Genomic DNA, 14,421 nt, shown 5'->3' on the forward strand with positions numbered 1-14,421 from the left:
TTCTCAATTATTATTTTTCAAAAAGAAAATGCTTTGCCAATGAAAAAGCACAGAGTGGATTGAAGCGGAAGGTGCTCGACTCCTGCGGGAGGTGCTGGACAGGTGAGACCCCACAGGGCAAAGCCCGAGGAGGCTCACCGCCAGCCCCGCGGAAAGCGAGCACCTGCAGCGGAAAGGAACGGTCTCCGTCTTTTTGGAATCAGATTTCCGAAGCTACTACTCCAAAGATCTTTTAAAAAAACAAGAAAAATTAAGATAAAGTAAGATAACCGCCCATTTCAATTCAAAAACCAGCCAAAATCGCACTATATTGATTATTCTGAACATTTGCATTAATTTTATAATTTGTTAATATATAATTAATAAATGATTCACAAAACAATCTTTAAAGGAAGGCGTGATTCCAATGAAGTGAGTTAGCAAAGCATGTCAGCATCACATCTCGCTTTTGAGATCGGCCCGTGAAAACTGATTTCAAGATGTGTGGATATGCGGGAATGCGCAATCTTATTTCAGGAGATGATTCCAATGAAGAGTGTAAGCGAAGCATGCTAACATCATGGTACGCAAGGAGATAGCCCGTGAAAACTATCTTCGTAACATGTGGGCGTGTGGGAAAATCAGCGGCAAATGAAAATAAACTAATAAACCATGCAAGACCATTAATTTAATGTTAAATGAATGTTAAGTATGTGTATTAGTAAGAAAGGATAGTAAAGTTAATTGAATAAGATTTACTTAAGTTAAGGCGCTGTTTATGTGGTATAGGCATAAGCAGCGTCTTAAATTTGTGTTCAATATTCTTCTTTTAATAAAGAGCAAACAGCCGCATCACAAAAAACGCCTTTTTCAAATGCTGCTTTTCGCAATACGCCTTCAAACGTAAAGCCGGCTTTTACGAGGCTCCTCTTCGATGCCACATTTTCCTGATCGTAATACGCTTCAATCCGATTAAGATTCATTTCTTCAAAGCCGTATCTCAGGATCGGCTGTAATACCTCTGTGATAACCCCTTGTCTCCAATAGGATGGATGAACCTCAAACCCCACCTCGGCTTTAAAATGTTCTTTCTCCCATTGATGAAACCCGCAGCTTCCGATGATCCCGTCGGATTCTTTCAGAGCAATCCCCCAACGGATCCCTTCATTTAAATGAAACCTCTCGTTCCACTTCTCGATGATCTCTATTGCCTGTTTTTCCTCTTGAAACGATTCCAGATCATAATATCGGGTGACTTCATCTTTTGAGAAATAATCAAAAACACGGGGAGCATCCCCTACTTTCATCTGCCGTAAGCGAAATCTTTCTGTTTCCAGTGCCGGAAAGGTTCGTGTCAACATTCTCATTCTCCTTTTCTTCTTGTTCTCCTTATGTATTCAACACGGGATTTTCCAATGCCTTCTTGTCAGGTAAAGTTTTTATTCATTCACCGTTTGTGTTCTTTCCTTCATCTGGTTACAATCGATGTAACAGATGAAAAAGGATGGGGATGACGATGAAGGCCCATAAAATACTGGTAAGCACTGCCCTATTCACCGGGAATGCAACTTCTCCCATCGACGGCTTCGTGGCAGTAAAGGATGATGTGATCATTGGGGTCGGTCCCCGTTCGGAGATGGAGAGTTTCATAGGACCCTCTACGGACGTGAGGGATGCCGGAAACCGCCTGGTGACGGCAGGGTTCCATGACTTTCATCTTCATTGGTTTTTAGGAGCGATGTTTGAGGGGTTTTGTCAACTGACTTTTGGGACCACAGAGGATATGACGGCGAGAATGGTGGCTGATTATGCCCGGGAACATCCCGATGAGGAGTGGGTACTTGGATTTGGATGGCATCATGTCCGCTGGCCGGACCAGACCATTCCCACTCGCCACTCACTGGATCGATACCTGCCTTACCGTCCCGTCGTTCTGCTCAATGAAGAAGCACATAGCGCATGGCTGAATACGGCTGCCCTCGAAAAATTGGGGATCCACCGGGATACTCCCGAACCTCCTTTCGGTAAAATTGAAAAAGATGCAAACGGTGATCCAACCGGATTTTTATATGAGACAGCAGTACAGTATGTAGCGGAAGCTTTTACATTTGAAAAGAAAATAAAGGACAGATTGATGAACGGAATGCTGAAGAAGACAGCATCCTACGGGATCACTTCCGTTGCTGACATGCTGCCTCTTCCCGGTTATACATTGGGAGATCCCGGATTTTATAGGGAATTTGAAGAAAAAGGGGAACTGACGACACGCATTCACTTCCTGGACGTGCTGGATGGTGATCTCAGGCGTGGTATTCAATTCAGGGAGAAGTATCAATCGGATAAGCTTCAGTTTTCAGGTTTGAAGCAGTTCCTCGATGGTGTCCCCCTGACGTATACAGGCTATTTGCTTCAGCCATACACGGACCGGCCGGCAGAAATTGGCGGGACCATTTATGAACCACATGTATATCAAAAATGGATCGAGGAGGCTGACCGGGAAGGGTTCAGGATTCGCCTGCACGCTTGCGGGGACGCCGCTGTCCGTTTGGGCCTGGATGTCTATGAGAACGCGAGGAAGGTCAATGGTACAAGGGACTCAAGGCATACTATTGAACATATTGAAGTATGCGACCCACAAGATTTCGAGCGATTCAGGGAGCTCGGAGTCATTGCATCCATCCAGCCGGAGCATCTCACGTCGGGTTCGATGGATTCCCATGCGTATCTGGACAGACTCGGTATGGAGCGGGCACGCTATACATGGCCGATCGGTTCATTGGAGAAGCATGACGCAGCCATTGCATTCGGAACGGACTTTCCGATTGTAGACTTGAATCCGATGCTCGGCCTGTACAGGGCCGTCACACGGAAGCACGAAGACGGTTCTCCTCAGGGCGGATGGAATCCTCAAGAGAAAATTTCGTTGGCCCATGCCCTGATCCATTACACGAAAATCCCTGCTTACGGAAACTTCAGGGAACATGATTTAGGAACGATCGAAGTCGGGAAGAAAGCTGATTTAGCCGTTTTAGACCGGAATCCTTTCGAAGTTGATACGGAGGAACTCCTTGAGACGAGTGGATGGATGACTCTGATGGACGGCAAGATTGTGTATGAAAAATAGCGGCAGCTTAAAAATAAATAGAGGTCCGTCCCTCACATCCGGGGACGGACCTCTATTTTTATTTGGTTTCCGGTTGTTGCAGTCCGCCACCGCGGATGGTTTTTTCCTTGAATGGGAGGTTGAGTTCGTTGCTCAGTTTTTCAAGGAAGCTCAGTTCACGCTTGGATACGAGGCAGATGACGGTACCTTCTGCACCCATACGTCCGGTTCTTCCTGAACGGTGGATGTACTGCTTCGTGTCACTCGGGAAATCGAAATGGATTACGTGTGTGACATCCGTGATATCGAGTCCGCGTGCAGCCACATCCGTTGTCAGAAGCATGGACACCTTCCCGGAGCGGAAACGGTCAAGGGATTGCTTACGCTCCATTTTGTTCGAGTCTCCTGCGAGTACTTCAAGCTCGACTCCCTTGTATTTAAGCTTCTCTTCCATTTCAGAGAGTTTCTCTAATTGATTGAAGAATACAAGAGCCTTGATTCCTTTGAAGTAAGAGATGCTTCTGAGGGCTTCCATTTTGTCCCGCATCTCACTATAAACAAAGACATGGTCGACTTTTGGATTGTCGAGGTTGGCTTCCATTTTGACAATTTCATGGTTCTGTAAGAGAGATTCTGCTACTTGTTCCGTTTCATCTGATAAAGTTGCAGAGAAGAAAAGCACCTGACGCTCTTTCAAGGTCGATTTGATGATATCCTTTACTTCCCGGATATGTTCTGAAGAAATCATTAAGTCAAATTCATCGACGACGATGGTTTTCACTTCATGCATCTTCAGTTTTTTCATTTTCATCAGTTCGATCAGGCGACCTGTTGTGCCGACTACGATAAGCGGCTTTTTCTTCAGCTTTTCGACTTGTTTCTTGACGTTCGCCCCACCGATGAACGCAGCACTCGTTATGTCCGTGCCCTTGGCCCATTTCTGAATTTCCTGGTGGATCTGCATGACCAGCTCTCTTGAAGGTGCAAGAATGACAGCCTGTGCCTGTTTTCTTGATGGATCGATTGTCTGGATGATCGGCAGTAAATATGCCAGGGTTTTCCCCGTCCCCGTTGGTGATTCACATACGACATCTTTCCCCTCCATGATAAGGGGTACGACTTTTTCCTGTACGGGAGTGAATGCAGTAAACCCGGATTCTTCCCAGTTTTTCTGTAGTAATGGTGAATGGATGATGCTTGAGATTGAATTCATTCGTTTCGTCCTTTCTTAATCGGCAAAGGCAGAAGGATTCTCATCTTCCGCAGGTGGGTAAACTGATTTCAACTGCCGTTCCTTTTTCTTTTTCACTTTGAAAATGTATATGTCCTTTATGGCGCTGGATGATTTTTTTGCATACGGCAAGTCCGAGGCCCGTACCTTTTTCTTTCGTCGAGTAAAACGGTTCTCCCAGATGTTCGATTCTTCCTGGCTCCATGCCGACTCCATTATCCTTCACGATTACCTGTGCGTTTTTGCCCTGCTCTTCCAAAGTGATCGAGACCTTCCCATCCCTGGATGGGGGGATGGCTTCCACGGCATTTTTAATGATATTGATGAAAACCTGTTTAAGCTGATTTGACTCGCCTAACACATACAAAGGTTTTGCAGACAGGTTCTCATATGTAATGGACACATTATCAAGGTTAGCCTGTGCTTCCATCAGGACAAGGACCTGCTGAAGAATCTCATCGAGTCTTTCATGACGGAAGTGGGTTTCTTGTTGTTTTCCAAGAATCAGCATCTCACCTGAAATCAAATCAATTCGATCCACTTCAGAGAGCATTATATCCAAATGATCGTGGTTGATGGTATTGGTCGTTTGCATAAGTTGGATAAATCCCTTGAGAGATGTGAGCGGGTTTCGAATTTCATGGGCAACGGCAGCAGCTAACTGACCAATGACGGAAAGTTTCTCCGATGCGACGACCATTTCTTCGTTTTCCCGATTCAATGTGATATCCCTTGCGATTGCGAACATTCCTGTCACCTCTCGATTAATGAGAATCGGAACAAGGGAGCACCTGAGGATCTTTCCTTTATTATCGCCGATATGGATCTTGGTTTCAAAGGTAGATGCGATGCCTTTGAACGTAGCGAAAAAATAGCCTGTCACCCGCTTCATTTCTTCTTCATCCAGGAACTTGCTGAATTTCACTTCCTTTAACTCTTCATGGGTGAATTCAAGCAATCCCTCGGCTTCTGCGTTTACAGATACCACATGCCCATCTAAACTCAGCTCTAAGACGGCATCGGGGTTTTGTTCGAACAACGAATGGTAATGCTGATTCCTTATTTGCAGCTGCTTCTCTTTTTTTGAAAGTTTATCGTTGGAGACAATCAGCTCATTGGTCCGGCGGTATATCAGGAAAAATATGATGATACCTGTTACAAACGTAAATAGCCAGCCCTTATAGCGCTGAAAATAAATATACATACTAAGCTTTTCATGTGCAATGATCATGGAAACATAATCTGAAAACACAATCCATAATGCGCCTAATAATACATAGGTGACGGATATTTTTAAGGCAATATCTTTAGCTTGTTTCATGATGTGAAGTTCACCTAAATTCCAATAGTCTTTTCCCCTATGATTTCTCAGTTCTTACTCATTTATCAAAAATACTCATAAGACTGAAATATGAGAGTATCTTCATCCGTTTCATTTACTTTCACAACACACATAATAATAACATAGGGAACCTGTATGAAGAGAGTAAATAATAAGATGGACCAACGGATTTCACAGGATTCTTTCCTTCTATAAGCCCCCTCCACCCTATCACACTGCTGACAATCTCCTTTTCATCCTTCTATCCTCCCTATTCCGTCCAAGAACCCCCGCCATTTTTCCTAATTTTTCAAATTGGTGTTTATTTTTCTCAGGGAAGGTAAAAAGAGAACAATATGATAGTGAAGGCAGGTGATGCGAATGTTAAGTATGATGTATGAGAGCAAACCTTTCAGTAAAAGCGGTACAATCACTCTTCCCCATAAGTGGAGGGAGAAGTTTGGACTGCTGCCGGGAAAACTTGCAGAGCTCGTCTATCAAAATAATTGCCTCTATATTAAGCAGGCCACGCGGGACTCCACCCATAACAAACGCTACATCTCAGAAAAAGGAACAGTCCACATCCCAAAGGAACTCCGGAAAGAAATGGGCATGACGTATCCATCCTCCTACTGCATGCACGTCAACGAAAAAGACAACTGTTTTATGATCACAACGGAGAAATAATAAAATGAGGTCCGTCCCTCTCCGCTTTAAAGCGATGAGGGACGGACCTTTGGTTGTTGGGTGATGATGCTGCTGCCCGTTTGGGAGATGGATAGTTTGCGGACGTCCATGGTCGGGAATGATTGTTCGAGCTGGCGGAAGAGCCATTCACTTGCTTCCCGTTCCACAAAGCAGGCAACCGTTGGGCCGGCCCCGCTTAAAGCGACGCCGAAAGCACCGAATCGATCCGCCACCTTTTCAACAGCATCGTAATGGGGAAGAAGCTTTCTCCGGTGAGGCTGGTGATACCGATCCCGCTTCATCATCTTCCCGACCATTTCCCAATCACCGGTCAGGAACGCCGCCACTAATACATTCGATATCGCTCCGGCCCCAACTGATTCTGAAAACGATAGAGTGGACGGAAGGACATTTCTCGAATCCGATGTTTTCAGCTCTGCTTTCGGGATGACACATACCACATCAATCGGAAGGTCAGGCACCGTTATCAAGTTGACACCCTTCTCGTGCTGACAGCTGACGACAAACCCTCCGTAAAGCGACGCCCCGACGTTATCGGGATGACCTTCGAAACGATTTGCCAGAACCAGCTTCTTTTCCTGAGTCAAGTTGAGGTCGCATAATGCATTGGCGAGCTCGACCCCTGCAACGACGGCCGCTGCACTGGACCCCAGCCCCCTCGTCAAAGGGATATCACTTGATACGTACAAATGACACGGAGCAGGCTTCCTCCCATATTCAGCTGCCACTTCCTTGACGACTTCTACAATGAAATGCGACTCATCTGCAGGGAATACCTCCAGGGCCGCTGACAGAGGAATCACCTGCCAATCGTCTGCTTCATAAGTCTCCACCGTTAAAAAAACATCCAAAGCCAAACCTAGTGAGTCAAACCCGGCTCCTAGATTAGCTGTGCTTCCCGGGACGATGATTTTCCACGAGCGCGGTTCCCGGCCCTTCATACCCCGATCGTTCCCTTAATATAGTCCTTCACCATTTCACGATCGTTTGGCAGCTTAACAGGCGTAACCGGGCTGCACTCCATGGCTGTAACCGGATCTTTCAAGCCATTCCCCGTCAATACCGCTACTACCTTCGAGCCTTGTTCAAGCAGCCCTTTTTCCAATGACTTCTTAATCCCTGCGATGGAAGCGCATGAAGCCGGTTCTGCGAAGATCCCTTCTTTCCTTGCCATCAGCTGATAGGCTTCCAGGATTTCTTCATCCGTCACTTCATCTATATGTCCGTTTGATTCCTTCAGCGCATCGACTGCCAATGTCCAGCTCGCCGGGTTCCCGATACGGATGGCAGTGGCAATCGTTTCGGGCTGGGGAAACACGCGGTCGTGGACGAGAGCCGCTGCCCCCGATGCCTCAAAGCCGAACATGCGGGGAAGCGATGAAGCGCTGCGTTCTGAATATTCCTTGAATCCTTTCCAGTATGCTGAAATATTCCCTGCATTCCCGACAGGTATCGCAAGCACATCAGGGGCTTCCCCTAATCCTTCTATCACTTCGAAAGCCGCCGTTTTCTGTCCTTCCAGCCGATACGGATTCACAGAATTCACAAGTGTGACGGATTCCGTTTTACTCAACTCCCGGACAATCTCCAGAGCTTCATCGAAATTCCCTTCGATTGAAATGATCTCGGCCCCGTACATGACGGCTTGAGCCAATTTCCCTTGAGCGATTTTCCCTTCCGGAATGACGACGATGCATTTGATTCCCGCCCTTGCCGCATAAGCTGCAGCTGATGCAGAAGTATTGCCTGTCGAAGCGCAAATGACCGTCCGACTGCCGGACTCCACCGCTTTCGCTACGGCAAGGACCATTCCCCGGTCCTTAAAGGAACCTGTCGGGTTCGCCCCCTCCACCTTTGCATAAAGCTCGATGCCCCATTCCTCGGACAACGACTTCAGCTCGATCAATGGAGTGTTTCCTTCATTCAAGCTTAAAAGGGGAGTATCTGCATTTAATGGAAGATGTTTTCCATACTGTTCCAGTAGTCCTTTCCATCTCATCCTTTTTCTCCTCCTTCTACGCGGTATGAGCTTTCAATCGAATGAACCGCTTCATAATCCTTCAGCTCCATCAGAATATCTTCGTAATGTTCAAGAGATGCCTTATGAGTCACCAGTACGATTTCAGCAAACTCATCACTGTCCAGGGGATTCTGAAGTATTTTCTCGAAACTGACACCGTGACTTGAGAAGATGGAGGTCAGTTTGGCTAATACGCCCACTTCGTCCTGTACATGAAGCCGCAGGAAATATTTCGAATAGATTTCATCAGGTTCTTTCAGTTTCTTCGGGAACTGCGGGTTCACGGCACTCTTCCCATTCACCCCCAGTCTCATATTCTTCATGATTCCCACCATATCGGATACGACAGCAGTCGCTGTAGGAAGACTCCCTGCACCGGGACCGTAAAACATCGTTTCTCCCACCGCTTCGCCGTACACGTACACGGCGTTATATTCATCATGTACAGACGCGAGGGGGTGCTCATTTTGCAGCAGGGTCGGCTCCACGCTTACCTCGACCTTCTCCCCTTCCCGGTGGGCATAACCGATGAGTTTCATCGTGTAGCCGAACTGCCCCGCATATTGGATGTCCTCACCCGTTACTTCCGTGATGCCTTTCACCTTCACATCCGCCAGGTCCACATTCATGGAAAATCCCAGGGTGGACAGGATCGCCATCTTCCTCGCTGCATCCAATCCACCGACATCTGCCGTCGGATCCGCTTCTGCATAGCCGAGGTCCTGCGCTTCCTTTAGGACATCATCGAAGGTCCGTCCCTCTTTCGTCATCTTTGTCAGAATGAAGTTCGTTGTCCCGTTGACGATCCCCATCATTTTCGTGATGCGATCTGAGGCAAGTCCGTCTACCAGACTTCTTAAAATCGGTATGCCTCCTGCAACGCTTGCTTCGTAGAATAAGTCACAGCCATTTTCTGAGGCAGCTTTTAATAATTCAGGTCCATGGAGGGCCATGAGATCTTTGTTTGCCGTGACGACATGTTTACCCTCGTTTAAAGCATGAAGGAGATGCTCCTTCGTTGCTTCGATTCCACCCATGACCTCGACCACAATATCAATTTCAGGGTCAAACAGGACTTCCTCAGGATTTAAGGTCAATATGCTGTTTTCGATCTCCAGTCCTCTGTCTTTTTCTAAATCCTGAACGAGGGCTTTTTTCACCGTCACCGGGCAGCCGATCTGATGAGACAATTTATCCTGATGATTCCCTACGATCTTCACCACTCCGGCTCCCACCGTTCCGAGTCCTAAAAGTCCGATTGAAATTGATTCCATAAACCGAAAACCTCCATTTGTTTATTTCGTGTGTACATTTGTATTTACATAGTGGACATTATAATTGAAAAAATTACCTATTACAATAGGTTTTTGCGTATTTTCAGAATGTAAGAGCTTACAATATTTATTGATTGTGATGGTTCTGGATCATTCTAGTTATCTCCACGAATGATTTATGCTGGATTTGTACTTTTTCTAGGATCACCTCTGATTTTTTGATCTTTTTTTCGGATTGTTGTGGTGCTTTTATCTGTTATGGCGGCACTTCCTCCGGTTGTTGCGGAGCTCCCTATCCCGACGTGTAGATAATTGCGTCATTTTAGTGAGGAATCGCGTCATTATAAAGTTTATTGCGTCATTTTCTCGATAATTGCGTCATTTAACATAGTAATTGCGTCTTTTACCATTTATAGGAAAACTAAGCAAATCCCATAACAAATGGCTAAAAACAGAGGACCGCCCCCAACTACTCACGCAGTTAAGAGCCGTCCCATCTTTACACAATATGATGCACCTGTCTGGCCATTTTGGACAAGTCACGATAAACAGGGATTTTACTCGGATCGGCGTTCCCGCCACTGATGACGCAGCCCACCTTCTTACCCTGCACCTTGACTTTTTGACACATGGCTGCCGCCAAGGATGCGGCACCCGCTCCTTCGACCAGAGTTTTCTCCCGTTGAAGCATGAACATGATGCTATAGGAGATTTCTTCATCCGTCACGGTGACCATGTCGTCCACATATTTCCGGATGATCGGAAACGTAAGCTCCCCAGGTTTCTTCACAAGAATCCCGTCTGCAATGGTATGAACATGCTCAAGGGATCCTTTATTGCTTCCCGTGAAAAAGTTATACGTGGCCGGTGCTCCAAGAGCCTGCACGCCAACAATTTGTATGCGGGGATTAAAGGCTTTCACGGCCAGTGCCATCCCTGCCAGGAGACCCCCTCCACCGACGGGGACGAGAATCATGTCTAAATCACTGAGCTGTTGAAGCATTTCCAGTGCGACTGTCCCTTGTCCAGCCATCACTTTATGATCATCAAATGCATGAACATACGTCGAGCCTTTTTTGATTTTCTCCTCAAGTGCTGCCCCGTAGGCTTCCTGATAGGTATCTCCTGTCAAAACGATTTCAGCTCCGTAATGTTTCGTTGCCGCAACTTTAGTAGAAGGCGTCCGCTTTGGCATGAAGATCTTCGAAGGGACTCCGCGCTTAGAAGCAGCCAGTGCCACTCCCTGGGCATGATTTCCTGCCGACGCGGCAATGATCCCCTTCCCTGCTTCTTCTTCAGACAATGACATGATTTTATTCATGGCGCCCCTTACTTTGAAGGAACCTGTCCGCTGCAGGTTCTCCATTTTCAAATAGATATCTCCACCAGTGAACGCATTCAGCGTCGATGATTGCTTTAACGGTGTTCGATGCACCTGATGACTGATTCTTTCCATTGCTTCTACCACTTCAGTGTTATCCATTAAATTCCCAAGTCACTCACCTCATATTTTTTTTCGTAGTCTTCGATATGTTCACCATAATGCAACGTTAAATCGATTTCATCCAGACCCTTCAGAAGCATCGTTTTCCAATAAGGATCAATGTCAAAGGAGACACGCAGCCCCTCAGAATCACAGATAGTCTGGTGCTCAAGGGACACTTCGATTTTATATAAATCCACTTGACTCTCATTTTTCATAAGAGCATCGACTGTTTTTTCATCCAGTTGAATCGGCAGGATCCCATTCTTTAAACAATTGTTTAAAAAAATGTCCGCGAAGCTCTTCGCGATGATCACCTGAAATCCATAGTCCTGAAGGGCCCAGGGTGCATGTTCCCGAGAAGACCCGCATCCGAAATTCTTTCCGCCGAGAAGAATCTCGGAATCCCGGTATTTTGGGGTATCCAATAAAAAGTCATGTCTCAGTGACTTCCCATCGTCTTCAAACCGCCAATGATAAAATAAGAACTGACCGAAGCCTTTACGCTCGATCCTTTTCAAGAATTGTTTCGGTATGATTTGATCCGTGTCTACGTTGTCTCTCCTGAGAGGAAATACACTGGCTTCCACATGATTGATTGCCACCCTTTTCACCTCCTATGAAATCGGCATTTTTTCAAGCTTACGTACGTCAGTCAATTTTCCGGTCACGGCAGCCGCTGCTGCCATGGAAGGACTCAGTAAATGGGTTCTTGATCCATTTCCCTGCCTGCCTTCAAAGTTCCGGTTGGAAGTCGATGCACAGCGTTTGCCGGGTGGAACGATGTCGTCATTCATGGCCAGGCACATGCTGCAGCCCGCTTCCCTCCATTCAAAACCAGCTTCCTTGAAGATCGTATCCAAGCCTTCCTCTTCTGCCTTTTTCTTCACTTTAAACGAGCCTGGAACAACCAAAGCGGTGACGCCCGGCTTTACCGTGTGTCCTTTCACCACTTCAGCCGCCGCCCTCAAGTCACTCAGGCGTGAATTCGTACAAGAACCGATAAATACATAATCAACCTCGATGTCCTCGATTCTCATTCCGGCGTCAAGCCCCATATAATGAAGCGCCCGCTCTACCCCTTCCCTTTCAGAAGGGTCCCCGTACTCGTCCGGGTGAGGGACGGACCTCGAAATCCCGGACCCCATCCCCGGGTTCGTCCCCCATGTCACATGAGGTTCGATTTCTTCACCCTTCACCTCAATTCTATGATCATAGGTGGCGTCATGATCGCTTGTCAGGGATTGCCACTCTTCTTTGCACTGTTGGAATGATTTATTTTTAGGAAGGTATTCCCTGCCCTCTAAATAGTCAAAGGTCGTTTCGTCGGGACTGATCAATCCGGCTTTCGCACCTGCTTCAATGCTCATATTACAGACGGTCATTCTTTCTTCCATGGACAGATTGCAAATCACGTCTCCCGTGAATTCGATGACATATCCGGTGCCGAAACCCACTCCATAGGTGGAAATGATGTTCAGGATCACGTCTTTAGCCGTGACACCGAATCCGAGTTCCCCTGAGACTTCGACTTGAAGGGTCCGGGGCTTCGATTGCCAAAGTGTCTGAGTCGCCAGTACGTGCTCCACTTCACTCGTCCCGATCCCAAAGGCCAATGCCCCGAACGCTCCGTGTGTGGAAGTATGGCTGTCTCCGCATACAATCGTTTTCCCCGGTTGGGTCAGACCCAATTCAGGACCGATGACGTGGACGATTCCTTGATTGGGATGATGGATGTCTGCCAAGGTGACGCCGAATTCTGCACAGTTATTTTTCAACGTCTCCATTTGCAGCCGGGCGGTCTCATCTTTGACAATGTGACGCTCTCTTGTCGGAACGTTGTGGTCCATGGTCGCGTAAGTCAGATCCGGTCTCCGCAGCTTGCGACCTTTCAGGCGCAGCCCCTCGAATGCCTGGGGGGACGTTACTTCATGTACAAGGTGAAGATCGATATACAATAAATCCGGTTTGCCCTTTTCCCTGTGTACGATGTGTTTTTCCCATATCTTTTCGATGATATTTTTCCCTGCCATGAACTCCCTCCTGGTTTGGTGAAATTTTATTTCAATGAAGACTGTTTCGGTTAGCGAGTGTTCGTTGGTTCCAGCTCGGGTCACCCTCGTTATAACACTATGAAATTCTCTATTACAAGTACGCTGCCAGGATGGAAGACAGGGCATGATCCGCTTCCAGACGCTCTACGACCAGCTGACTCATGGCACCCGTTCCGACAACGGTTCCGCGTCCCATCGTCCACAGGTCTCCTGTCCGGTAGCCTGCATTCAGCACTTCCTGGACCCCCATTTCGATCATTTCCGCTTCTTCTTTCAAGCCGAAGGAATGGCGCAGCATCATGGCAACCGATAGAATCATAGCGAGTGGATTGGCTTTTCCTTTTCCGGCGATATCAGGGGCTGATCCGTGAACGGGTTCGTAAAGTCCGAATGAGTCCCCTCTTAAACTGGCGGAAGGAAGCATTCCGAGTGAGCCTGTGATCATGGAGGCTTCGTCGCTCAGGATATCCCCGAACATGTTCTCGGTCACGAGCACATCGAATTGTTTCGGCTGATACATCAGCTTCATGGCTGCGACATCCACAAGCATGTGTTCGACTTCTACATCCGGGTATTCAGCCGCCACTTCATTCACGACTTCCCGCCACATTCGACTCGTTTCCAGAACGTTTGCCTTGTCGACGGACGTTAACTTTTTCTTGCGCTTCTGAGCCAGCTTGAATGCCTTGTGAACGATCCGTTCGATTTCACTTTTTTCATATACCAGGGTGTCGACGGCCACTTCATCCCGTTTCCCCTGGCGACCGGACGGCTGACCGAAGTACAATCCTCCTGTCAGCTCCCTGACAATCACCAAATCTACTTCTTCTACAATCTCCCGTTTGAGCGGGGATGCCCCCAGTAAACTTTCAAATGCCTTCACAGGTCGCAGATTCGCAAAAAGGTCGAACTCTTTCCGGATGGCCAGGAGCCCTTTTTCAGGACGGATTTCTTTCGGCAAATGCTCCCATTTCGGTCCTCCGACTGCCCCTAATAGAACGGCATCGCTCTCTTTACAAAGCTTGATTGTTTCAGGAGGTAACGGTGTACCGAAGCGATCAACGGCCGATCCGCCGATGAATCCTTTCTCCACTTCGAATTCATGACCGAACCAATCACCCACTGCCTTCAGTACTTCTAATGCCCCGTCCATAATCTCTTGACCGATACCGTCTCCTGGTAGTACAGCGATTTTTTTCTTCATTAGAATTACCTCCTGTTTTTTTGGTTTATGAGGAGCCTTGAAAT

General features: G+C 47.2%; 12 protein-coding genes. 2 read left to right on the plus strand and 10 right to left on the minus strand.

All coding sequences use genetic code 11. From position 1 onward, the window contains the following. Positions 1-794: 794 nt before the first annotated feature. The gene (locus tag ACSQ2E_RS20450; protein WP_435993664.1) at positions 795-1,340 is read right to left on the minus strand and encodes a GNAT family N-acetyltransferase; all 546 of its coding nucleotides are present in this window, start codon (positions 1,338-1,340) and stop codon (positions 795-797) included. A gap of 155 nt (positions 1,341-1,495) precedes the next feature. Between ACSQ2E_RS20450 and ACSQ2E_RS20455 the strand changes: the two genes are divergently transcribed. Next, positions 1,496-3,103, plus strand: a complete 1,608-nt coding sequence (locus ACSQ2E_RS20455) for an amidohydrolase (protein ID WP_435993666.1) — start codon at positions 1,496-1,498, stop codon at positions 3,101-3,103. Between the two features lie 58 nt (positions 3,104-3,161). Here ACSQ2E_RS20455 and ACSQ2E_RS20460 read toward each other — a convergent pair whose 3' ends face one another. Next, positions 3,162-4,295 carry a DEAD/DEAH box helicase gene (locus ACSQ2E_RS20460; protein WP_435993668.1) on the minus strand — a complete coding sequence of 378 codons (1,134 nt, stop codon included), beginning with the start codon at positions 4,293-4,295 and terminating at the stop codon, positions 3,162-3,164. Between the two features lie 40 nt (positions 4,296-4,335). Continuing rightward, complete coding sequence (locus ACSQ2E_RS20465; protein ID WP_435993670.1) at positions 4,336-5,634, minus strand: ATP-binding protein; 1,299 nt, start codon at positions 5,632-5,634, stop codon at positions 4,336-4,338. Between the two features lie 381 nt (positions 5,635-6,015). Here ACSQ2E_RS20465 and ACSQ2E_RS20470 point away from each other — a divergent pair, with 381 nt between their 5' ends. Then, positions 6,016-6,321, plus strand: coding sequence for an AbrB/MazE/SpoVT family DNA-binding domain-containing protein (locus tag ACSQ2E_RS20470; protein ID WP_435993672.1), 306 nt, complete (start codon positions 6,016-6,018; stop codon positions 6,319-6,321). A 26-nt stretch (positions 6,322-6,347) separates the two neighbouring features. Here ACSQ2E_RS20470 and thrB read toward each other — a convergent pair whose 3' ends face one another. The 7 genes from thrB to leuB form a co-directional block, all read right to left on the minus strand. Next, positions 6,348-7,283 carry a homoserine kinase gene (gene thrB / locus ACSQ2E_RS20475; protein WP_435993674.1) on the minus strand — a complete coding sequence of 312 codons (936 nt, stop codon included), beginning with the start codon at positions 7,281-7,283 and terminating at the stop codon, positions 6,348-6,350. Then, complete coding sequence (gene thrC / locus ACSQ2E_RS20480; protein ID WP_435993676.1) at positions 7,280-8,341, minus strand: threonine synthase; 1,062 nt, start codon at positions 8,339-8,341, stop codon at positions 7,280-7,282. Before thrC ends, thrB begins: the two co-directional genes overlap by 4 nt. Then, entirely contained in the window at positions 8,338-9,636 is a 1,299-nt protein-coding gene (locus ACSQ2E_RS20485) for a homoserine dehydrogenase (protein WP_435993677.1), read from the minus strand. Before ACSQ2E_RS20485 ends, thrC begins: the two co-directional genes overlap by 4 nt. A gap of 499 nt (positions 9,637-10,135) precedes the next feature. Next, positions 10,136-11,119, minus strand: a complete 984-nt coding sequence (gene ilvA, locus ACSQ2E_RS20490) for a threonine ammonia-lyase (RefSeq protein WP_435993678.1) — start codon at positions 11,117-11,119, stop codon at positions 10,136-10,138. Then, a complete protein-coding gene (gene leuD / locus ACSQ2E_RS20495) occupies positions 11,119-11,724 on the minus strand; it encodes a 3-isopropylmalate dehydratase small subunit (protein ID WP_435993680.1) in 606 nt (201 codons plus the stop codon). The genes ilvA and leuD overlap by 1 nt, the downstream gene beginning before the upstream one ends. Positions 11,725-11,736: 12 nt before the next feature. After that, the gene (leuC, locus tag ACSQ2E_RS20500; RefSeq protein ID WP_435993682.1) at positions 11,737-13,152 is read right to left on the minus strand and encodes a 3-isopropylmalate dehydratase large subunit; all 1,416 of its coding nucleotides are present in this window, start codon (positions 13,150-13,152) and stop codon (positions 11,737-11,739) included. 112 nt (positions 13,153-13,264) lie between these two features. Further along, the gene (gene leuB, locus ACSQ2E_RS20505) at positions 13,265-14,377 is read right to left on the minus strand and encodes a 3-isopropylmalate dehydrogenase (RefSeq protein ID WP_435993684.1); all 1,113 of its coding nucleotides are present in this window, start codon (positions 14,375-14,377) and stop codon (positions 13,265-13,267) included. Positions 14,378-14,421 lie beyond the last annotated feature (44 nt).

It is taken from the genome of Rossellomorea sp. LjRoot5 (assembly GCF_964253455.1).
In the GTDB taxonomy this organism is placed as follows: domain Bacteria; phylum Bacillota; class Bacilli; order Bacillales; family Bacillaceae_B; genus Rossellomorea.